19 protein-coding genes are annotated in these 22,061 nt (G+C 42.2%); 9 read left to right on the top strand and 10 right to left on the bottom strand.

Going from position 1 to position 22,061, the window contains the following annotated elements:
* Positions 1 to 7: 7 nt before the first annotated feature.
* The gene (locus IPM71_09005) at positions 8 to 652 is read left to right on the top strand and encodes a response regulator transcription factor (GenBank protein QQS49758.1); all 645 of its coding nucleotides are present in this window, start codon (positions 8 to 10) and stop codon (positions 650 to 652) included.
* 10 nt (positions 653 to 662) lie between these two features.
* Here the strand turns inward: IPM71_09005 and IPM71_09000 are convergent, their stop codons facing one another.
* The 3 genes from IPM71_09000 to IPM71_08990 are packed head-to-tail and all read right to left on the bottom strand — an operon-like array spanning position 663 to position 4,345.
* Complete coding sequence (locus tag IPM71_09000; protein ID QQS49757.1) at positions 663 to 1,187, bottom strand: acetyl-CoA carboxylase biotin carboxyl carrier protein subunit; 525 nt, start codon at positions 1,185 to 1,187, stop codon at positions 663 to 665.
* Positions 1,188 to 1,231: 44 nt separating this feature from the next.
* On the bottom strand, positions 1,232 to 2,737 hold the full coding sequence (locus IPM71_08995; GenBank protein QQS49756.1) for an ATP-grasp domain-containing protein: 1,506 nt from the start codon (positions 2,735 to 2,737) through the stop codon (positions 1,232 to 1,234).
* Positions 2,738 to 2,788: 51 nt separating this feature from the next.
* Positions 2,789 to 4,345, bottom strand: coding sequence for an acyl-CoA carboxylase subunit beta (locus tag IPM71_08990; GenBank protein ID QQS49755.1), 1,557 nt, complete (start codon positions 4,343 to 4,345; stop codon positions 2,789 to 2,791).
* A gap of 436 nt (positions 4,346 to 4,781) precedes the next feature.
* Here IPM71_08990 and rnr point away from each other — a divergent pair, with 436 nt between their 5' ends.
* The gene (rnr, locus tag IPM71_08985; GenBank protein ID QQS49754.1) at positions 4,782 to 6,935 is read left to right on the top strand and encodes a ribonuclease R; all 2,154 of its coding nucleotides are present in this window, start codon (positions 4,782 to 4,784) and stop codon (positions 6,933 to 6,935) included.
* A 12-nt stretch (positions 6,936 to 6,947) separates the two neighbouring features.
* Here the strand turns inward: rnr and IPM71_08980 are convergent, their stop codons facing one another.
* Entirely contained in the window at positions 6,948 to 7,898 is a 951-nt protein-coding gene (locus IPM71_08980; protein QQS49753.1) for an SPOR domain-containing protein, read from the bottom strand.
* A gap of 156 nt (positions 7,899 to 8,054) precedes the next feature.
* On the opposite strand from IPM71_08980, the gene IPM71_08975 reads away from it, so the two are divergent.
* From IPM71_08975 to rfbB, 4 genes are read left to right on the top strand one after another with little or no spacing between them, the layout of a single operon-like run.
* Positions 8,055 to 9,161, top strand: coding sequence for a DegT/DnrJ/EryC1/StrS family aminotransferase (locus tag IPM71_08975; protein QQS49752.1), 1,107 nt, complete (start codon positions 8,055 to 8,057; stop codon positions 9,159 to 9,161).
* A gap of 8 nt (positions 9,162 to 9,169) precedes the next feature.
* Entirely contained in the window at positions 9,170 to 9,748 is a 579-nt protein-coding gene (locus IPM71_08970; GenBank protein ID QQS49751.1) for an N-acetyltransferase, read from the top strand.
* The gene (galE, locus tag IPM71_08965; protein QQS52804.1) at positions 9,745 to 10,773 is read left to right on the top strand and encodes a UDP-glucose 4-epimerase GalE; all 1,029 of its coding nucleotides are present in this window, start codon (positions 9,745 to 9,747) and stop codon (positions 10,771 to 10,773) included. The genes IPM71_08970 and galE overlap by 4 nt, the downstream gene beginning before the upstream one ends.
* An 11-nt stretch (positions 10,774 to 10,784) precedes the next feature.
* Positions 10,785 to 11,840 carry a dTDP-glucose 4,6-dehydratase gene (gene rfbB, locus IPM71_08960; protein QQS49750.1) on the top strand — a complete coding sequence of 352 codons (1,056 nt, stop codon included), beginning with the start codon at positions 10,785 to 10,787 and terminating at the stop codon, positions 11,838 to 11,840.
* A 41-nt stretch (positions 11,841 to 11,881) separates the two neighbouring features.
* Here the strand turns inward: rfbB and serB are convergent, their stop codons facing one another.
* From serB to pulA, 6 genes are all read right to left on the bottom strand, one after another.
* A complete protein-coding gene (serB, locus tag IPM71_08955) occupies positions 11,882 to 13,105 on the bottom strand; it encodes a phosphoserine phosphatase SerB (GenBank protein QQS49749.1) in 1,224 nt (407 codons plus the stop codon).
* A gap of 96 nt (positions 13,106 to 13,201) precedes the next feature.
* On the bottom strand, positions 13,202 to 13,921 hold the full coding sequence (locus IPM71_08950) for a methyltransferase domain-containing protein (GenBank protein QQS49748.1): 720 nt from the start codon (positions 13,919 to 13,921) through the stop codon (positions 13,202 to 13,204).
* Positions 13,922 to 13,931: 10 nt separating this feature from the next.
* Positions 13,932 to 14,570, bottom strand: a complete 639-nt coding sequence (locus tag IPM71_08945) for a cyclase family protein (protein QQS49747.1) — start codon at positions 14,568 to 14,570, stop codon at positions 13,932 to 13,934.
* A gap of 22 nt (positions 14,571 to 14,592) precedes the next feature.
* Positions 14,593 to 14,883, bottom strand: coding sequence for a hypothetical protein (locus IPM71_08940; GenBank protein ID QQS49746.1), 291 nt, complete (start codon positions 14,881 to 14,883; stop codon positions 14,593 to 14,595).
* Between the two features lie 422 nt (positions 14,884 to 15,305).
* Entirely contained in the window at positions 15,306 to 15,737 is a 432-nt protein-coding gene (locus IPM71_08935) for a hypothetical protein (protein ID QQS49745.1), read from the bottom strand.
* 212 nt (positions 15,738 to 15,949) lie between these two features.
* Positions 15,950 to 17,956, bottom strand: a complete 2,007-nt coding sequence (gene pulA / locus IPM71_08930) for a type I pullulanase (protein ID QQS49744.1) — start codon at positions 17,954 to 17,956, stop codon at positions 15,950 to 15,952.
* 132 nt (positions 17,957 to 18,088) lie between these two features.
* On the opposite strand from pulA, the gene cysC reads away from it, so the two are divergent.
* The 3 genes from cysC (at position 18,089) to IPM71_08915 (ending at position 21,928) form a co-directional block, all read left to right on the top strand.
* Positions 18,089 to 18,625, top strand: a complete 537-nt coding sequence (cysC, locus tag IPM71_08925; GenBank protein QQS49743.1) for an adenylyl-sulfate kinase — start codon at positions 18,089 to 18,091, stop codon at positions 18,623 to 18,625.
* 140 nt (positions 18,626 to 18,765) lie between these two features.
* The gene (locus tag IPM71_08920) at positions 18,766 to 20,310 is read left to right on the top strand and encodes a sugar transferase (protein ID QQS49742.1); all 1,545 of its coding nucleotides are present in this window, start codon (positions 18,766 to 18,768) and stop codon (positions 20,308 to 20,310) included.
* 13 nt (positions 20,311 to 20,323) lie between these two features.
* A complete protein-coding gene (locus IPM71_08915) occupies positions 20,324 to 21,928 on the top strand; it encodes a hypothetical protein (protein ID QQS49741.1) in 1,605 nt (534 codons plus the stop codon).
* Positions 21,929 to 22,061: the final 133 nt, after the last annotated feature.

The following is a 22,061-nucleotide window of genomic DNA, read 5'->3' as shown; positions in this document are numbered from 1 at the left end:
CTTTACCATGAAATCCACCGAAAAAAGTAAAATACAGGTTGCCCTCGTAGACGACCACCAATTATTCCGTAATGGCATCAATTTCATTATCAGCGATTCTGACGACATAGAAATTGCCTTTGAAGCCTCCAATGGTCAGGAATTTTTAAAGTACCTCGATAACTACCAGCCCGACCTGGTGCTGATGGATATTAACATGCCGATAATTGATGGAGTTGAAGCCACGCGCCGTGCCATCGAAAAATTTCCGAATCTGAAAGTACTTGTGCTGTCGATGTTTGGCGAGGTAGACTACTACAATACCATGATAGACTTGGGGGTGAAAGGATTTATTCTAAAAGACATAGATAATGAGGAACTGCTCGAGGCCATCAGAAAAGTATACCGGGGCGGCAACTATTTCTCGCAGGAATTACTTCTTCAATTAATTAAAAACAAACCTGAGGATGGCAGTATTCAGCTCACACGCCGCGAAAAGGAAGTGCTCGAGTTAATCTGCCTGGGCTTGTCGAACCAGGAAATTTCCGACAAGCTTTTTATTAGTCAACGCACCGTAGAACGGCACCGTTCGAGCCTTTTATTCAAAACCGACTCAAAAAACTCGGTAAGCCTGGTAGTTCATGCCATTAAAAATGGCATTGTTAAAATTTAAAAAGGCAAAATCAGCGGTCAATTTCAACCATTATATCGTCTTTGTTTACCGTATCGCCGGCACGCACAAGCACTTTCGACACCTTTCCGTTTATAGGCGAAAGAATCTCGTTTTGCATTTTCATGGCTTCGAGAATGATAATGGCTTCACCGGTTTTTACTTCTGCTCCCGGCTCTACCATCACATCGAGTATTTTTCCGGGCATGGGAGCTTCAACCACTTCGATTTTTGTATTCGATTTCTGTTTATCGAGGTATTTTTTGCGCTTAAAGGAAATAGGCGATTCGATAGTAAATGAATAACTAACACCATTGATTAATACGGTGTATTTATTCTGAACCTTACTGCTTATCTCGGCCAGGTATTTTTTTCCTTTATATTCGATGTAGGTAAACCCTTTTTCGTCATCGAATATTTTGATATCCTGTTTTTTATGGTTAACCTTTAAATCCTCGGTAAATATATTTTTTATCGCAAACTTCTTGCTTTGTGCCGAGAGGGCTATAAACTCGGGCTCTTTATTTTTAATTTTCATTTGTAAACATTTAATTTCTAAAGTTAGAGCTTACTTGCAATTCTTTAAATCGAACGCAAGCGTTTGTTGAGTACCCAAGGGCTGATGTTTTTTCCATGTTCGAAATCCACACGGGCCATGTCTTCGGTTTCAAGTCCAGCCACAAAATCAAAAGTAGCCAGAAAAGCAGCCAGCATCTCATCTTCCTCTCCTTCGAAGTACACTTTTTCCATATCCTTTTCGATGAATGAAGTGTTGAAATCACCCTTTCTGAATTTAGGATTCGACAATACGGCTTTTGCAAAAGGAATGGTCGATTTTATACCCTTAATCCAAAACTTGTTCAGTGCACCTTGAGCGTTGCAAATTGCCTTGTCGCGGTTTTCGCCGCTTACAATAAGCTTTAGCATCATGGAATCGAAGTAAGGGGTAATGCTCGAACCTTCGGTTATACCAGAGTCGATGCGTATATTTTTTCCTTTCGGATATTGAATAGCCTCAACAGTGCCCAAAAAGGGTGAAAACCCAGCCTGCACATCTTCTGCATTGATGCGGCATTCGATAGCCCAACCTTCGAGTTTCACCTGCTCCTGCGTAAGTGGAAGTATTTCTCCACAGGCAGTTCTGATTTGCAGCTCGATTAGGTCTAGACCAGTAATAATCTCGGTTACTGGATGCTCTACCTGAATGCGAGTGTTCATTTCCATGAAATAGAAGTTCTTGTCGTCGTCGAGCAAAAACTCTACCGTACCAGCAGTGGTATAGTTTACCGAGCTTGCAATGCGAATGGAGGCTTCTCCCATTTCCCTTCGAAGTTTATCGTCCAGAGCCGATGAGGGAGCCTCTTCGATAAGTTTTTGGTGCTTGCGCTGCACCGAGCACTCACGTTCGCCAAGGTGAATAATGTTACCGTGTTTATCGCCAAATATTTGAAACTCGATGTGCCTTGGGTTACGTACATACTTTTCGATAAACATGGACCCATCGTTGAATGCCTTTTCGGCTTCTGAAGTAGCCAGTTTAAACATCTTCTCGATCTGACTTTCCTTTTCTACAATCCGCATTCCGCGACCTCCGCCTCCGGCTGCAGCTTTAAGAATTACAGGGTATCCTACTTTTTTGGCTATTTCGATGGCCTCTGGTACAGATGCCACAACTCCCGGACTACCTTGTAAAAGAGGAACCTTCGCTTTTCTTGCCAACTGCTTGGCGATGGTTTTATTTCCCATCTTGTGTATCACATCTGGAGTTGGTCCTACAAACAAGACCTTTTCATCTTCGCAACGCTGGGCAAAATATGCATTCTCCGATAAGTAGCCATAACCGGGGTGAATAGCATCGATCTGATGCTTTTTCGCTGCATTAATCAAACGATCAACATCCAGAAATTCTGGAATCTCTTCTATATCATCTGAAAAGTCGATAATTTCATCCACAAAATTCAGGTAATAAGCGTTAGGTTCTTTGGCAGTTTTGATGCCGAAAGTTTTGATCCCCATTTTTTTTGCTGTTTCACAAATGCGGATCACAATTTCGCCCCTGTTGGCAATGAGTAAACTTTTTATTTTCACGCTTTCAGTTTATAAGTTCGTTCACTAATTTCTTCAAATTGGAAAGTACCTTTATAAAGGTATGTTACCGTGCTTACGAGAGGGTCTGCTTACATGCTTGTTTTCGAGCGCTTCAAAGGCGTAGACAAGTTTTTTGCGGGTATCGGCAGGATCAATTACCTCGTCGATATATCCTTTCTCATCGGCAATATAGGGATTTGCAATTTCTTCGCGGTAGCGCTTTGCCAATTCTTTTTTTAGCTTGCCCGGATCATCAGATTCGAGCAGTTCTTTGCGGTACAGGATGGAAACAGCTCCTTCAGGCCCCATAACCGCAATTTCAGCCGAAGGCCATGCAAAGTTAAAATCGCCTCCAAGATTTTTGCTGTTCATTACACAATAGGCGCCCCCGTAACTTTTCCTTAAAATCACCGTGATTTTGGGAACGGTTGCATCGGCATAAGCATAGAGCAATTTGGCCCCATGGCGAATTATTCCGCTGTGCTCCTGGTCAACACCCGGAAGGAATCCAGGAACATCTTCGAGGGTAAGAATAGGAATGTTAAAACTGTCGCAGAAACGGATAAATCGTGCGGCTTTAATTGAAGAGTTAATATCGAGTGTACCCGCAAGCACTTTGGGTTGATTGGCAATAATACCAAGGGTTTTTCCTCTTAAACGCGAAAAACCAACCACTACGTTCTGTGCATAATTAGGTGCTACTTCAAAAAACGATTCCCGGTCGATTATCAGGTTAATGACATCTTTTACATCATATGGTTTGTTGGGATCGTCAGGCACGATATCGAGCAGAGCGGGAATAGAATCCATGTTTAAATCGGCCGTATCGATAAAAGGCGGGTTCTCTAGGTTGTTGGATGGAAGGTAAGAGAGAAGTTTTTTAACACCACGAAGTGTATTCTCCTCATCTTCATAAACAAAATTGGCTACCCCGCTTTTCTTCATGTGCACTTCTGCACCGCCCAGTTCGTCGAAACTAACATCTTCGTTTAACACTTCCTTTACCACATTCGGTCCGGTAACGAACATGTAACTGGTTTTGTTAGTCATAAACACATAATCGGTAATGGAGGGTGAATAAACTGCTCCACCAGCGGCAGGCCCCATGATTACAGAAATCTGGGGAATCACTCCTGATGACTTCACATTACGGTTGAAAATAGCTGCGTAGCCAGCAAGACTAGCTACACCCTCCTGTATACGGGCACCACCCGAATCGATAATTCCAATTATTGGTGCCCCCATTTTAAGGGCCATATCCTGTATCTTGGCAATTTTTGCCGCATGTACTGAGCCCAATGAGCCTCCCATCACCGTAAAATCCTGCGAATAAACAAATGCAAGCCTTCCGCTAATCTTTCCATGTCCAATAATCACTCCATCGCCAAATGCAGTGACCACCTTACCAAAGTTCGATTCGGAGGGTGCTGTGCGGGAAAAAGCATCAATCTCATCAAAAGTACCTTCATCGAACAACAAGGCAATACGCTCGCGGGCTGTAAGCTTACCTTTCGAGTGTTGCTTCTCGGCAGCTACTTCACCATGCTGAGACTCGTATGACTTATTTCTTTCGAGAAATTTCTTGTATAGTTTACCGTTTATATCCATTTGAATCTATTGAGTGAAAGTGATTGCGAAAGTTGAGAGAAAAATTCAGCCCTGGTGGTATTAGAATAGACAGTTTCTTTAACATCCTTTTATAAAAGTAATTTATACCATCTCACCTGAACGGCTGCAAAAATAATAATAAATCGTTCAATAATACAGACTCAGACATTTATCCTACGCTGCGATTTTATAAATTACTGATTTTATTGTATTTACATTTAATATATTCTAGGCAACTTTTCTTAGGAGCCTCTACCATATCTAGATAAAGTATTTCATTTTCTGTTAAAACTATGTATTGAAAACTTATCGGTAAACTTTCTTTTTAGCAAGAAGACCAATGTCTTTGCTAAATTTTTTTCCCTTCGCAGCCGATAAAAGCTTAATTTAGCATACTCCACCCAGGTAATTCAATATGCCCGCAAATAAACCTCTAATGAATAAAAAAGTTAAGAAGAATATATTAGATAAAAAAACTGTTACGAATCAGATTCTGGCCGTTTTTAACCACGAACCCCGAAAACTATTTAATTACAAGCAGGTTGCCAGTGCCATGCTTGCAAAAAATTCAGAAGAAAAGCTGGTAATTGCTGAAATTTTAAACGAATTAAATTATCAGAATCTATTAGAAGAAGTTACCCATGGACGCTATCGGCTGAAACCTACCCGAAGAGAAATTACCGGAAAAATTGAAATCACCCAGGGGGGATATGGATTCGTTGTTACCGATGCTCTTGAGGAGGATGTATTTGTGTCGCAACGGAATCTGAACAGGGCACTTAACGGCGATTTGGTAAGCGTGCTGCTATATGCCAGAAAAAAACAATCGCGACCCGAAGGCGAAGTAATTGAAATACTCGAACGCGGACGATTAACCTTTGTTGGTAACATAGAAATATTGGATAGATATGCCTTTTTCGTAGCCGATTCTCGAAAAATGCCTTACGATGTATTTATTCCCCTCGAACAATTAAATGGTGCCCTCAATGGCCAAAAGGTAGTAGCAAAGATTACCGACTGGCCTAAAAAAGCAAAAAATCCGATTGGTAAAGTCGAAGAAGTGCTTGGTAATCCGGGAGAGCACGAAACAGAAATGCACGCTATACTCTCTGAATATGGCCTTCCTTATTCGTTTACCGAAGAAATTGAATCGGCCGCCGCTTCGATACCCGATACCATCAGTGAAAAAGATATTCAGGAGCGCCGCGATTTCAGAAGAATAACCACTTTTACAATAGACCCCGACGATGCCAAAGATTTTGACGATGCCCTTTCGATTGAAAAACTACCGAATAACTGCTGGGAGGTAGGAATTCATATAGCCGATGTAACACATTATATAAAACCAAAAACATTGCTCGACGAAGAAGCGCTGCGTCGAGCCACTTCGGTTTATCTTGTCGACCGCGTGGTGCCCATGCTACCGGAGCGTTTATCGAACCATTTATGTTCCTTAAGGCCAAAAGAAGAAAAGCTATGTTTCTCTGCTGTGTTCGAAATCGATGAGGATGCCAATATACTCGACGAATGGTTTGGAAAAACCATTATTTATTCCGACCGCCGTTTTACCTATGCCGAAGCGCAGGAAATTATCGATACCAAAAAAGGTGATTTTGCAGAAGAAATGCTTCAATTAAACCGCCTGGCTCAAACTTTGCGCAAAAAGCGATTCATGAATGGTTCGATCTCCTTCGAACGCGACGAGGTTAAATTCGAAATTGACCAAAACGGAAAACCAATCCGGATTATGTTCCGCCAACATGGCCTTTCCAATGAACTAGTCGAAGAATTTATGCTTCTGGCCAACAAACAGGTAGCCAATTTAATTGGTAACCCAAGCGATAAAAAGGATAAAAAGACATTTGTATACCGGATACACGATAAGCCCGATCCGGAAAAGCTCGAAAAGTTTAACCGTATCTTAAGTCGGTTCGGACACCGTATTTTAATGAACAATGCAGCGAATATTTCGCGCACGCTAAACCAGGTTTTATTGGATGTAAAAGACAAGCCTGAAAAAGATCTTGTTGAAACCCTGGCTATACGTTCGATGGCGAAGGCAGTGTATTCAACATCCAATGTAGGTCATTACGGCTTGTCGTTCGAGTATTACACCCATTTTACCTCCCCCATTCGACGTTACCCCGACATGATGGTTCACCGCTTGCTGCATCAATACATGCAAGGAGCGCATTCGAAAAATAAAATAGAATACGAAGGATACTGTAAGCAATCCTCAGAAATGGAACAGCTGGCAGCTGAAGCCGAAAGAGCCTCAATCAAATACAAACAGGTCGAATTTATGCAGGACAAGGTTGGTAGCGAATTTGACGGTATTATCTCGGGCGTTTCGGAATATGGCATCTTTGTAGAGATTATCGAAAACAAATGCGAAGGCCTTGTGGCCATTCGCGAGCTCGTGGATGATTTTTACGAGTACGACGACGAAAACTACTGGCTGATTGGGAGACACTCAGGGAAAGTGTATCAGTTAGGACAAAAAGTAGTGGTAGAAATTCTTCGTGCCAATCTGGTGCGCAAACAACTCGATTTTGCTTTGGTTGAACAGGCAGCAAAAAAGGTACGTTAAATTTCGGCTGGATTATTCCTCAACCACCAACAGCCAGACGGTGCGGTTTGTCTGACGTCGTAAACGCTGAAGCTCATTAAGAGCCTGAATTTTATCGGTATACATGGCGATGCTCACCCGGTAATAACCCTGGTAAAAAAACACCTGGGGCAAATATCCTTCTTTGAATAAATCGTGTTCAATGGCCTTGGCATTCTTTTCAGTTTTAAAACTACCCGCTACCAAATAATATTTTTGTTCTGATTTATCTTCCTCTGTCTGAGTCTCGGAATATAACAAGGCATTTTTTATGTGGGTCGATTCATTGATTTGCTGATTGATTCGGCGCAGACTGGTATCGACATCAGCTTTTGGGCCAAGAATAATTAAGTCGTTTTCAGACTGTTTATTGCCAAAATTAAACAGATAAATGTCGAAACGGGCCGAAAGAATAGCTGTAAAAGCCATCAGCACACAAATTACCACAATGCCAATAACCACAAGAGTTAGGGTATTTCGGCGAGGCTGAAGAATAAGTTCCTTTGCTACCGGTTCGGCGGGTTTTGTAAGAGGTTTTTCCAGACTAAATGCTTCCAGGCCAAATGATTCAGCCAGGTAGTTCTCTTCTTCGAAAGCAGTAAAATTAAGCCCATTTCCCAAGCCCTTGGTAAAAAGCCCAACACCACTGATAATGGCTTCGCGTTGAGCGTCAATACGCTTCACCAGTTCTTCAACATAAGTTACAACAAGCTTTTTCGCTTCATCTTCACTTATCTTCAGACGAGTTACCAGGTACTGTTCCAGGGTGCCTCCCCCTTTCACAAAATCTGGCCTGAAACGAAGCCTTTTGGTGGGTGGAAGCATGCACTTTCTGAGCGTATCGTAGTGCGCAGGCTGATAGCTCGTTTCGAAACCACCAAAACCAGGCAGAATGACACACTCGTTAAGCAGTATAAGCTCTCGTATAAAGGGTGCTAAATCCAAACCAAATAGAATTATCTGCTAAAGTAGTATTTGCCCTAATAATATGTGCTTCGAACCGATTTGTTTTTTTAACATTTAAAATCTATAAATTCCGGACAATGACATTTTATGCATAAATAAAAAGGTAAATTCACTATTTTCGCCAAAATTTTATACATGGAAAAATTGCACATGGTCGACCTGCAAGGGCAATATTTAAGGTTAAAAAAAGATATTGACCAGGCAATCGGCGAAGTGATTCAGTCAGCAGCCTTCATTAATGGCCCACAAGTAAAAGAATTTGCTGCCAAGCTGGAAAACTACCTTCGGTGTAAAAAAGTAATACCCTGTGCCAACGGCACAGATGCACTTCAGATAGCCCTCATGGCGCTGAAACTTCAACCCGGAGATGAAGTAATAGTGCCCGATTTTACTTTTATCGCCACAGCAGAGGTTATTGCCCTGTTAGGTTTAAAACCGGTTTTTGTCGACGTGGATGAGCAAACTTTTCTTCTTGATACTGAAAAACTAAACAAAGCCATTAGCCCCAAAACCAAGGTAATCATTCCGGTGCATCTTTATGGTCAATGCGCCAATATGGAAGAAATTATGGATTTAGCCGAAAAGCATAAGCTTTATGTAATCGAAGACAATGCCCAGGCCATTGGTGCCGATATCCAAATCAAGGGTAAATGGCAAAAAGCCGGAACCATAGGTCATATCGGTTGCACCAGTTTTTTTCCATCAAAAAACCTTGGCTGCTATGGCGATGGTGGCGCTCTATATACCAACGACCCTTTACTTGGCGAAGAAATAGCCTGTATTGCCAATCATGGAGCTAAAGTGAAATACTACCACGATATGGTAGGCATCAACTCCAGGCTCGATACCCTGCAAGCTGCTATTCTGAATGTAAAACTCAACCACCTCGACTCCTTTGGAAAGGCCCGACGCAATGCTGCTGACCGCTATGATGTTTTGCTCTCTGGAATACCCCAAATTAAAACACCCACGCGGGTAAAGCATTCCACTCACGTTTTTCATCAATATACCCTGATTGTGGAACGACGAGCAGAACTTCAGTCCTTTTTGGCTTCGAAAGGTATCCCTACAATGATTTATTACCCGGTCGGCATGCACCATCAAAAAGCCTATAAAACAAACGATGTGCTTCCGGTATCTGACAAACTATGCCAATCGGTACTTTCATTGCCCATGCACACAGAATTAAGTGTCGGTCAACAAGAATACATTGCCGGTGCAATTAAATCGTTTTACGAATAAAAATGCCTATGCCTGCTAAATACTTTGCACACCACACTGCGGTAATCGACGAAGGTTGCCAGATTGGTGAAGGCACCAAAATATGGCACTTTTCGCATATCATGCCACAATGTATTCTCGGAGAAAAGTGCAACATCGGACAGAATGTGGTAATTTCACCAGGAGTAGTGCTGGGCAAAAATGTGAAAGTACAGAACAATGTTTCTATTTATACCGGAGTAATTTGCGAAGATGATGTTTTCCTGGGTCCCTCGATGGTTTTTACTAACGTCATCAACCCGCGAAGTGCTATTGTCCGGAAAGATGAATACATGCGTACCACTGTAAAAACAGGTGCTTCGATTGGAGCCAATGCCACCATAGTCTGCGGTAATGATATCGGATGTTATGCGTTTATAGGAGCCGGGGCAGTAGTTACAAAAGAGGTGCCGGATTATGCCCTGGTAGTAGGCAACCCTGCCCGGCAAATAGGTTGGGTAAGCGAATACGGCCATCGTCTTCATTTCGATACCGAAGGCAAGGCTGTTTGCTCAGAAAGCCATCAAAAATACGAACTAAAAAATAACCGGGTAACCCGGATAAAATAATGACAAAAATTCTCGTCACTGGCGGAACTGGTTATATTGGCTCACATACAACTGTAGAACTGATTGAAAAAGGTTATGAGGTAATTATCGTCGATAATCTTTCAAATTCAGAAATTGAAGTACTTGATGGCATTGAACGTATCACAGGGAAACGCCCTGTCTTTGAACAATTCGACCTTTGCGAGCGGGAAAAAACAAATAAGCTATTTGAAAAAAACCCGGATATAGCTGCTGTCATTCATTTTGCAGCCTTAAAAGCTGTGGGCGAATCGGTTGAAATGCCGCTGGAATATTACCGCAACAACTTATTATCGCTCATTAACCTACTGGAAGCCATGACCACGCATGGGAAAGCCGCTCTTGTGTTTTCTTCTTCCTGTACCGTATATGGCCAGCCCGATGAACTGCCGGTTACCGAGCAAGCTCCGGTTAAAAAAGCCACTTCACCTTATGGATTTACAAAACAAGCGTCTGAAACCATTATCGAGGACAGCGTAAATGCACATAACAAACTAAAAGCAATATCGCTTCGCTATTTCAATCCGGTAGGTGCCCACTCTTCAGCATTAATTGGTGAATTACCAAAAGGAATACCCCTTAACCTGGTGCCTTTTGTTACGCAAACCGCTGCAGGGTTGCGCGACCAGCTGAAAGTTTACGGGAACGATTACAACACGCCCGATGGCACTGCCATTCGCGACTACATTCATGTGGTAGACCTGGCCAACGCACACATTAAAGCCGTAGAGCGGATTCTAACAGCAAGCCAGCGCGAATCCTACGAAGTGTTCAACCTGGGAACTGGCAAAGGAAGTTCGGTGATGGAGGTGATACAGGCATTTGAAAAAGCAACCGGGGAAAGAGTAAATTATAAAATTGTAGACCGGCGACCCGGCGATGTGGAAAAAGTTTGGTCCGATACCCACCTTGCAAACAAGGTGCTTGGCTGGAAGGCCGAAAAAACACTCGAAGAAACCCTGGCCTCTGCCTGGGCATGGGAAAAAAATATTCGTAACATTGATTAATCATTATACACATGAATAGAAATATTATTATCACGGGAGGTGCAGGATTTATTGGCTCTCATGTAGTAAGGCTCTTTGTAAACCAGTATCCTCAATACCGTATTATCAATGTCGATAAGCTTACCTATGCAGGAAACCTCGAAAACCTGAAGGACATAGAAAACGCGCCCAACTATGTTTTCGAGAAGGCCGATATTACCGATAAAACTGCGATTGAGGCTTTGTTTGAGAAATACCAGGTCGATGGAGTAATCCACCTGGCAGCAGAATCGCATGTCGATCGTTCCATCACCAACCCCAATGAATTTATTTTTACCAACGTTGTAGGAACAGCCACCTTGCTGAATGCCGCTGTGAAATTCTGGAAAAATCAGATGGAAGGTAAACTCTTTTACCACGTTTCTACCGACGAAGTTTATGGATCGCTGGGCCAGGATGGATTTTTTGTAGAGACTACTTCTTACGATCCACAAAGCCCTTATTCAGCTTCGAAAGCCAGCTCCGACCATTTTGTGAGAGCCTATCACAATACCTACAAACTGCCGGTAGTAATTTCCAATTGCTCGAACAATTACGGACCAAATCAATTTCCTGAGAAACTGATACCCCTTGTTTTCAACAATATTTTAAAGAAAAAACCCATTCCGGTTTACGGGAAAGGAGAGAATATTCGCGACTGGCTTTACGTAATCGACCATGCTCGGGCTATCGATGTAATTTTTCACAAAGGGAAAAATGGTGATACTTACAACATAGGCGGCGACAATGAATGGAAAAATATTGACCTGGTAAGGCTTTTCTGCCAGATAATGGACAAAAAACTAAACCGTGAAAAAGGAGAATCGGAAAAGCTCATCAGCTTTGTAACCGACCGGGCTGGACACGATATGCGTTACGCCATCGATGCCTCGAAACTTGAAAAAGAATTGGGATGGAAACCCTCAGTAACGTTCGAACAGGGTCTGGAAAAAACCGTAGAATGGTATCTGTCCAACGAAGCCTGGCTTGAGCATATTCTTTCGGGGGATTATGAGAAATATTACAGCAAACAATACTCGAACCGCTAAAGCCAATACAGTTAAAGTAACCTCTAGTTAGGTTACTTTAACTACCCTATTTCGCGGTCTCTGAAACCCATCAGGTATAAAATCGCATCGAGACCAATGGTAGAAATAGCATGACGGGCATTTTCCTGCACTTTTGGTTTGGCATGAAAGGCGATTCCCAATCCGGCAATGTTAATCATAGGCAGATCATTGGCACCATCGCCCACAGCAATTACCTGTTCGAGATGGATATCTTCCTTAAAAGCAATTTTTTTTAGCAATTCAGCCTTCAAGTTCCCATCGACAATTTCGCCAAGGTTTTTACCTGTAAGTTTACCGTCGACAATTTCGAGGTCGTTGGCAAAAACATAATCAATTTCGAACATGCGTTGAAGGTGCTTGCCAAAATAAGTAAATCCACCGGACAGGATAGCTGTTTTAAAACCGAATTTTTTCAAGGTATGGAAAACACGTTGAGTTCCTTCTGTGATAGGCAAGTTCTCAGCTATTTCCTGCATCACACTCACATCCAAACCTTTCAGCAGGGCAACCCTTTGTTTAAAGCTTTCACTGAAATCAATTTCACCCCGCATGGCTGCTTCTGTAATGCGGTCGACTTCTTCGCCCACACCAGCCCTTTTTGCAAGTTCCACAATTACTTCTGTTTGAATAAGGGTGCTATCCATATCAAAGCACACCAGGCGACGATTTCGCCGGTAGATGTTGTCGTTCTGAAAGGCAATATCGGCCCCGATGCTTTTGGCCACTTCGAGAAAATCGCTTCGCATGCGCGACTCATCGCGGGGTGTACCCCGAACCGAAAATTGTATGCTGGCTTTGGAACCCGAATCATTCTGAAAATCTTCAAGGGCCACCCGACCAGTTAAACGGGTAATGCTATCGATGTTGAGCCCTTGCTCGTAAATAACTTCGGTAACCATGGCAAGCTGATAGGATGAAATCTTTCGTGCAATTAAAGTAACAATGTATCTGTTTTTACCCTGCAAGGAAACCCAGTGATTATAATCCTCCACCGTTATAGGCGTAAACCTTACCTTAATGCCCATCTCGTAGGCTTTAAATAAAAGGTCTTTGAGCACAGGCGATGATTCAGCTTCGTGTGGCAATTCGAACAAAATACCCAGGGAAAGGTAATCGTGAATTACAGCCTGCCCAATGTCGAGGATATTCACCTTATATTGGGCTAATATGGTAGTAAGCGCTGAAGTAACTCCGGGTTTGTCGGCCCCGGTAATGTTTACCAGTATAACTTCGCGATGGCTCATGGATGCTGAATATTTAGGGCGCAAAGATAATGATTCGGGCATCAAAATTATGACTGATAGCTAATATTTAGCCATGTCGCCCATTAATTTACAGGCTTATCCCTGAATTATCAGTTTCCCAAGGTAGGCCGATTGAGAGCCCTCGGCAAGTATTGTAAAATTGAAGCCGCAAAGGCGTGCTACTGCTTTCATTTTATTGGAGTCAACAAACAGCCAATTGAAATCCTGTCCCTCGGAATGTTTGAATACGGGAGTGTATTTTACCTGACCGTAGTAGGCATTGTTCAGGTCTACCCATTTGCTACCATCAGGTTCGTAGTAGGCATAATCGATATCGCAAGAATCAAACAGAATTTGTCCCCCGGGCAACAAAAGATTTTTTAAGTGATTAAGAAAATGAGGCAATTCTTTTAATGTGCCAGCCATTCCAATGCCATTCATGAGCAATAAAATAGTATTGAATTTTCTCGATTTGTAGTTATTTATATCGGAACAAACAACTGATTTTATACCTCTGCTTAGCATCACCTCGCAGCAGGCTTTAGAGATGTCGAGGGCAGTAACATCGAAACCTCTGTTTTGTAGCAAAAGTGCATGACTTCCGGCACAGGCCCCTACATCGAGAACTGAACCTTCGCATAAATCCAGGGCCTGCCGCTCGAGAAGGGGCATTTTTCTGAAGCTTCTGAAATAATACGATACGGGAGTTTTCTCAATTCCTGAAAGGCTCGAGCGCATAACCAACTTTTTGCCCCACCGAAACCGGGCTTGATAATAGTCTTTGATAGCAATTCCAAAAGGATCAGTTTGTTGCATGGCCTTGTTTTTAATCAATTGTGCGTGCTATTGCTCTTACAGGCGATCCGTCGCCAAGTTTGATTGGAAGAGGCAGACAGAAAAACTCAAACAGTTGATTGGGCAATTGCTGCAAATTAGTGAGATTTTCGATGATTACCCTGTTACTGCCTAACCAAATATGATGATTTGGCAAATTGCTGCTTCCGACAGGATCGATGGAAATAGCATCGATTCCAAGTCCTTTCAAATTAAATTTCAACAGATTAAGCAATAGCTTCTGAGAAGGAGCCGGAAATCCTTCAAAATATTTTGGTGTTCCCCAATGGCTATCCCATTGGGTATGCAGTAGGATAAAATCGGCCTGAGCAATAAGTTCCCTGTTTTTTTCGAGAGTTTTTGAATTCATCTCCTCCTGATGCGAAAGAGGGAAAACCAACCCAAGCCCACAAAAAAAACCTGCATCAAAATCGCTCAGGCTTTTACCTTCCGGTAAAATATGAGCTGGGGCATCGAGATGCGTACCTGTATGGCTCTGCATTTGAATTAACAGTTCGGCAAAACCATCTTTTTCATGGGTACAATTAGAAATAAAACGAGGAGAATCAGTGCCAGGGTAAACGGGCATGTTCTCCTCTAAAATATGTGTCAGGTCGATAATTTTAAACACCTGCAGGGATTAAAGTTTAATGCTAATCCTCGTCGGCAATGTCTTCCGCTGCCTCCAGTCCATCAAAATCGTCCAGATTTTCGGCTGGGGTTTCTTCTTCCTCTTCCTCTGGGGCTGGAAGATGGTTCTTTGGCATTTTTATTAAATAAGATATCTCCTCTGTTTCGAGGGGTAAGGCAAACTCCAACTCACCTTTGGGAGAAAGAAAGGAAATTAGTTTTTCATCGTACCCATCGGGGTAGGTTTCCTGAACCAGCTTGATTAACTCAGGTGCCAGTGTCTCGAATTTCTTGATAATTTTTTGCTTAGCCACGTTTCTACAACAAATTGAATGTTCCTAGATATTATTCTTCTTCAGTGAATTATCTGACCCTGTCAGTGCTTCCACATCACGGCACTAAATGTATAACTTTTTTTTAATGGCAAAACATGATTGAAATATAAAAAATATGATTTTTTTCTGGTTTAACATTCTGTTTAGTTTCTACAGCAATGTTTTTTGATTTTGTGCTGAAAAAAAGCTTGCAGTTTGCTTTGCCGGATGAAAATTAATTTATATGTTTGCAAGCAGACTGTATATTTATACAATATAATCACTCATTCATTTCGAAAAAAAATAGAATGATAAAAAGAAGCAACTTGTAGTTTTCATTGTTTTGATTTCATGGCAAAAGGGGAGCCACCAGCTTAATTGCTGGTGGCTTTATTTTTTTCAGAAAAAGAATTTTTATCATTTTATGCCACAAACCATTTAGCAGCCTCTTCGGGTGAATTAAAGAACTTCATGGGTACCCCGTGTTTTCCGAAATTCTTAAGCAAAATATTAATATAGTATAATTTAAACACATTACCCTCAAATATTACACCTGCTTTTTTTACACCTCCGGCAATGGCTTTTGGAACAGCATCTGTTTCGAACCATTTTCTATCCTCAGGATTGATTACACCTTGTTGCCTTATATCAGATACAAAATAATGTGTCGGATGCGTCTTTTGGTATTCCAGTGCTTCAAGAAAAGGATTCCTGTATGCATCTCCTTTTGCAGGCTGCTTCCACACAAAATGTGCTAACTTTTGGTCGAAATAATAAATGGCTGTTACATTTTCGTTATCGATAAATACTTCATGGGCTTGATAAATCGAGGCAGGATAAAAGTCAAGTTTCATATTCGATGGGTTAATTATTTATTAAAAAACCAATTCAAAACAGATCAAAGCAACTCCCTAAAGCAAATCTTGTCATTAAAAATAACAAAAAGCAAAAAATAAAAAAAATGGTTTGAGGTTTGGGTTTTGGCTTGAACCGTTTGATCGGTTCAGTTTTCAGACAAAGTCCCGGCTGCATACAAATTGATGCAGACCGGGACTTTCGCTTTTTATTACTGAAAGAGTACCATCATGGAGATGGCAGGTACCTGCACACTGTCCGTCACCTGCTCAATGCCCTCAGGTACAATCCATTGGCCCTTGGCAATAACCGACCAGTTACCGGAAGGAAGCTGTAGTTTATACTCACCGGGCAAAGCATTGTAAACGACAAAGATATTCTTCCAGCTGTCGCCATTGGCGTAATCGTTTATACTAAAAGCTACCACAGAGTTCGATTGTGTTTCAATGAAACGAAGGTGTTTGACAATCTGGTCGCGTGTATGCATGCGAAATGCAGGATGAGCCTTGCGAAGTTCAATGAGGCTTTTGTAATAGGAAAAAATATCTTCATTTTCGGTTTTCCAGTTCCAGTTAATCTGGTTCACTGAGTCGGGCTGATTGTAAGAATTTTCAATCCCTTTTTTGGTGCGCATCAATTCAACCCCGGCATGCAGAAAAGGTACATTTTGCGAGGTAAGTACAATGGCATTGGCCAATTTGTGCATGCGTTTGATATCTGCCAGGCTGGCATCGGGGCAGGCTAAGGTAAGCTTATCGAATAGAGTGTTGTTATCGTGACTTGATACGTATCCGATCGATTGGGCCGGCTCTGAAGCCCACGCCGCTTTTGAATACATAATTTTTGTGTAATCTATCTGTGGATGGTCGGTTGATGCCACTACACCAAATTTTACAGTTTCTGCCAGAGTAGTATCACCACTCACAAAACCCTTGCTTTTGAGGTTAAACACATGGCCCTTTACTCCATCTCGGATATCGTCGCTAAAAGCAGCAACGCCAGGCATATGCAACATGTTCTTTTTCAAAGCCCTGAGACTATCAGGAAGGGGACTGGAGCCCGCTGTCCATCCTTCGCCATAAATAAAAATATTGGGGTCCATTTCGGTAAGGTCAGCCCTCAACTGATTAATAGTTTCGATATCGTGTATACCCATCAGGTCGATCCTGAATCCATCGATATGGTATTCCGTAGCCCAGTATTTGCATGATTCAATAATATACTTGCGCATCATGGCACGTTCTGAAGCAGTTTCGTTACCACAACCAGAGGCATCGGATAGCTTTCCATCGGCTGTAGTGCGGTAATAATAACCCGGAACTTCGAGGTCGAAATTGGAATTACCTTCATTGTGGGTATGGTTATACACCACATCCATGATTACCCGAATACCATTTGTGTGAAATGCCATAACCATTTCCTTGAATTCGCGGATGCGGACCTCAGCCTCGAAGGGATTTGTTGCATAGGAACCCTCTGGCACATTGAAATTCACAGGGTCGTATCCCCAGTTAAACTGTGGCCGGTTGAGCTGTGTTTCGTCGACGGTACGGTAGTCAAACACCGGGAGCAAGTGCACATGAGTAATGCCAAGTTCTTTCATGTGATCAATCCCTGTAGCCTTGCCCTGTGGATTTTTGGTACCCTGCCTGGTAAGTCCGGTATATTTCCCTGGAAAACTGCTTCCAGAGCTGGGATGAGAAGTCATATCGCGCACATGCAACTCATAGAGTACAATGTCATTGGGTGTTTGAAAAGCAGGTCGTTCATAGCTATCCCATCCATCCGGGTTGGTTTGCTTCAGATCAACAACCATAGCCCTCTTTCCATTTACACCCACTGCAGTAGCGTAAATGCCGGGGGTATGGTCGAGCATTTTTCCATCGTATTGAGTCTGGAAAGTATAGTACTTACCAAGGTAGTCGCCCTCGAGAGTAATTATCCAGCTTCCCTTCCGGTAGGGTGCCATGAGGTGAGATTCAATCATGTTTTCACCATATCCCTTTTCGTAAATATTCACTCTAACCTTTTCTGCTTTAGGGGCCCAAATTTTCAAAACGGTTTTACGCGGAGAATACTCTGGCCACAAATCGTTTTGTTTGTAAACAGGATAATCGGCATAGGCATCGTCAGAAGAGTTTAATTCGTTCTGGCAAGAATTTAATCCAAAAATGAGACTTGCAGTCATAAATAATAGCAGTAGTTTACGTACATCCATGAAATTTTATTTTTTATTGGCAGAAAGTATTTGGTATTTTTTGATATTTTGGCTTGTTTTACTGACCAATAATACAAAAAGTTACACAAGCATCTACCTTTCAACAAAATTACTTATTCACCAACAGCACGTATGCATTTTCCGATCAAACAAAAACCTGCAAAAGTAATCTGGCTGACAGGTCTATCCGGGGCAGGCAAAACCACTCTGGCAAAAGGCTTTGGTGCACGTTTGGAGAGCATTGGCATTGCCTGGATCTTGCTCGATGGCGATGAAGTAAGAAAAACCCTATGCAGCGATCTTGGATACAGCATAGAAGATCGCTGCGAAAACATCCGAAGGGTAGCCCGGGAGGCGAGCCGATTGCGCAAAGAAGGAAAAACGGTGATCGCAGCTTTTATTTCTCCTACTATCGAAATCCGATCCATGGCACGCGAAATTATAGGTTCGGAAAATTACATCGAGATCTACTTGTGTACTCCTCTTGAAGTATGCGAGAAAAGAGACCGAAAGGGATTATACAAAAAGGCCCGTGCTGGAGAGATAAGTAACTTCACTGGTATTGATTCTCTCTACGAACCACCGCTGAACCCCTTGCTCAGCATCGATACAAGCCATAAAACTGTGGATAAGTGCCTCGATGAATTAGAAAAAATACTGTTCGATTAGGCATTCATTGTAAAAGGCTGAACCATTGTGCCCAATTATTTAACACCTTCGATTTTTACGCTCTTCGAAAAAATATTAACTTCAAACTAGAAAAGCGCGTAAACAAATGCAATTGCTGTGTCAGTAAACTCCCAATAAGTTTGAAAGTAAAAACCATTTTTATATTTCTGGGCGACCTTATTCTACTGTGCCTGTCCTTGCTTTTCGTTATTGAGATTAACGATCGATCACTGACAGGCATTCTGGAACGCTATCAAGAGTCTCTGCTTTTGTTTATGCTTATCTGGATTCTTGTATCATTTGTTAGCAAGAAATACATTTCTCCTGGTAATCAGCGAAGAAATATTTGGATAAGCTCCTTTCGCATTGCAATTACCAGCCTGATTGTTTTAGGTATCATATCTACCTTAATGTACCTTTTCAGAGTCGACTATTTTTCGCGTTTTGTGGTGTTTGGCACACTGTTCACTCTTAGCCTTGCCGAACTTTTGCTTACTGCCATCTATTATTCATTTAAAAATGCTAGTTCGACCGAACCTCCGGTTTACAGAAAACATTATAAGGCCTTTAAAAACAAAGAGCACAGTAAACTATTCCGCGAAGGAGCATCGACCCTGGACATTACACTACCTGAAGGAATTGCCCATCAGCGAAGTCAGGCGATTTTGGAAAGTCTCGGAAAAGAAGGCCTTGCTTTCGTAGAAACCTACGCTCCGATTAAAGAAAATTCAACCCTGGTATTAAGCACCATTACCTACCGCACTATTCAGCTTATGAATGCCCCTGGCATGAATGCTTTTGTAAACCTCGAACGGGTAAATGACTTTCGGTATATCAACAAATTTTTCGAAGCAGTCAATCACCAACTACCAAAAGGCGGCATTTTTATCGACTATTTCGAAGAAAAGAATCAACGAAAACGACGGATACTCAAGAAATTCCCCCCCGTAATCAACTACATTTATTACAGTTTCGATTATCTGATAAAAAGGGTATTTCCTAAGTTTATGTTAACCAAACAGATATATTTTATCCTTACCCGGGGCAATAACCGCGTGCTCACCAAAGCTGAGGCATTTGGCCGGTTATACAGCTGTGGATTCGAACTCATTGAAGAGCTTGAAACCCGAGAAATAACTTTGTTTGCAGCTATAAAAACCAAAAAACCCCTTTATCCGGTTCAGCCTACTTATGGGCCTCTGATTAAACTTAAGCGCGTAGGTAAAAAAGGAAAAATTATCGAAGTGTATAAAATTCGTACCATGCACCCCTATTCAGAATTTATTCAGGAATATGTCTACAAAAAGGAAGGGTTGAATGAGGGTGGAAAGTTTAAATCAGACTTCAGGGTCTCGACTCTTGGTCGATTTTTCAGGGCACTTTGGCTTGATGAACTGCCCATGTTGTTGAATGTGGTAAAGGGCGAATTAAAAATTGTTGGGGTGCGCCCATTAAGTGAACATTATTTTAAACTTTACAGCGAAGAACATCGTGAGAGAAGGATAAAATACCGCCCCGGATTAATCCCTCCATTTTATGTCGATAACCCAAAAACCCTGGAAGAAATTACTGCCTCGGAGAAAAAATATTTCGATTTGTACGATAAACACCCTCTGCGTACCGATCTGAGTTATTTTTTCAGAGCACTTTATAATATCCTCTTTAAACATGCCAGAAGCGCATAGTTACAATTGAAGTATGAAAAAAAGAATCCCCTGTGCTGCTATATTCTTAATTACGTTTTTCATACTTGTGGTCCTGCCTGTGCAAAGCCAGACCGTATACCACGATGCAAGCAACAGGGCGATATATGAATTCCTCGATGAGCTTAGCAACGAAGGAATAATTCAAACCAGTACGGTTGTAAAACCCTATTCGCGGCGCTTCATAGCAGAAAAACTACAGGAAGCCGAAAAGCATACCAGCCAGCTAAATACGAGGCAAATAAAAGAATTGCACTTCTACCTGCGCGATTTTGGCAAGGAAGTTTATGGCGGCAAATTTGAGCACAAGCGATTCGATGTGCTTTATTACAACGATTCTGTTTTTACTTTCAGTCTGAACGGAATTCTTGGCGCCCAATTCTGGAACAACGAAAACGGCTTTAACTATCACCGATGGTATGGCGGAGAGGTATTTGCCTATGCAGGAAAAACCCTGGGGGTCTATGCCAGTTTGCGCGACAACACGGAAAAGCTGGTTATTTCTGATACCGGCATGATAACTACCCGGCCGGGTGGCAAATACCGTAGTGGCGATTACAGCGAAATGCGCGGAGGAATTACGCTGAGTTGGAAATGGGGCACGGTAGGTCTGGTTAAAGACCGTATGGAATGGGGAACCAGTTACAATTATCCGAATATCATTTCTACAAAGGCACCTTCTTTTGCCCACCTGAAACTGCACCTTTACCCTGCAAAATGGTTTGAGTTTAATTACATTCATGGCTGGCTGGTATCGGAAGTGGTAGACAGTTCGCGCAGTTACAACTACAACGGGGTGCAGCGCGATGTGTTTCATGGGAAATACATGGCTGCCAACCTGTTTACCTTTAAGCCCTGGCAAAAAATTAATTTTAGCCTAGGTAATTCGGTGATTTACTCCGACATAGGCGTTCACCCTGCCTACCTGATACCGGTGTTTTTTTACAAATCGGTCGACCACAGCTATAACGGCAATACCAACGAAGCAGGTCAGAACTCGCAGATGTTCTTCGATATCAGTTTTCGTATGGTTCCAAAATTGCATTTATATTACACCATGTTTGTCGATGTATTGTCGTTCGGTTCGGTCTTTGACTCCGAAACGCATGCCAACCACTGGAGCATGCAGGGTGGTTTCCGGCTTACCAACCTCTTGCCCAACACGGTTTTTACGGCCGAATACACCCGCACCAATCCGCTTACCTATAAAAACGATGTTACAACCACACTCTATAATTCGAACTGGTACAACATGGGGCACTATTTAAACGACAATGCGCGGGGAATCTACCTTTCCTCCGACTATAAATTCTCTGCCCGGTTACAGGCAAAAGCATGGTTTGTGCTCCACCAGAAAGGACCCGATTACCCCTACATTCGCGAAGCAGGAGAAGTGCTTGGTGTGCCCTATATGGAAAGTGTAGAATGGCAGCAACAGTTGTTGGGTATTCGCCTGAGTACCCAGCTGATGAACGACTTTTTCGCATTTGCCCAGGCAGAAGTGCAAAATACTTCCGGTAACAGCGACCAATACCTGGCTCCCTATTTCAGAGGAAACCTGCTCAATTTGAGTGTAGGATTGAATTTTGGGTTTTATTAATCTGAACAACTGATACCACCTACTTTTTTAGATTTAAATGTCACAAAAATTCGGAGATAATTGTAACTTTAAATAGTTGGCAAACATATAAATAGAATTTGAAAAACTCTTTATTAAAGAAACCTGAGGTTAT

Source organism: Bacteroidota bacterium (assembly GCA_016699695.1).
Taxonomy (GTDB): Bacteria; Bacteroidota; Bacteroidia; order Bacteroidales; family UBA10428; genus UBA10428.
Note: the sequence above shows the minus strand (reverse complement) of the source record. Positions and strands in the feature narration are given on the sequence as shown.

Coding starts and splice junctions, on each gene's coding strand:
- IPM71_08990 (QQS49755.1), bottom strand. CDS start 4,345: ATGGATATAAACGGTAAACTATACAAGAAATTTCTCGAAAGAAATAAG.
- cysC (QQS49743.1), top strand. CDS start 18,089: ATGCATTTTCCGATCAAACAAAAACCTGCAAAAGTAATCTGGCTGACA.
- rfbB (QQS49750.1), top strand. CDS start 10,785: ATGAATAGAAATATTATTATCACGGGAGGTGCAGGATTTATTGGCTCT.
- IPM71_09005 (QQS49758.1), top strand. CDS start 8: ATGAAATCCACCGAAAAAAGTAAAATACAGGTTGCCCTCGTAGACGAC.
- pulA (QQS49744.1), bottom strand. CDS start 17,956: ATGGATGTACGTAAACTACTGCTATTATTTATGACTGCAAGTCTCATT.
- IPM71_09000 (QQS49757.1), bottom strand. CDS start 1,187: ATGAAAATTAAAAATAAAGAGCCCGAGTTTATAGCCCTCTCGGCACAA.
- IPM71_08915 (QQS49741.1), top strand. CDS start 20,324: ATGAAAAAAAGAATCCCCTGTGCTGCTATATTCTTAATTACGTTTTTC.
- IPM71_08950 (QQS49748.1), bottom strand. CDS start 13,921: ATGCAACAAACTGATCCTTTTGGAATTGCTATCAAAGACTATTATCAA.
- serB (QQS49749.1), bottom strand. CDS start 13,105: ATGAGCCATCGCGAAGTTATACTGGTAAACATTACCGGGGCCGACAAA.
- IPM71_08975 (QQS49752.1), top strand. CDS start 8,055: ATGGAAAAATTGCACATGGTCGACCTGCAAGGGCAATATTTAAGGTTA.
- IPM71_08935 (QQS49745.1), bottom strand. CDS start 15,737: ATGAAACTTGACTTTTATCCTGCCTCGATTTATCAAGCCCATGAAGTA.
- rnr (QQS49754.1), top strand. CDS start 4,782: ATGAATAAAAAAGTTAAGAAGAATATATTAGATAAAAAAACTGTTACG.
- IPM71_08970 (QQS49751.1), top strand. CDS start 9,170: ATGCCTGCTAAATACTTTGCACACCACACTGCGGTAATCGACGAAGGT.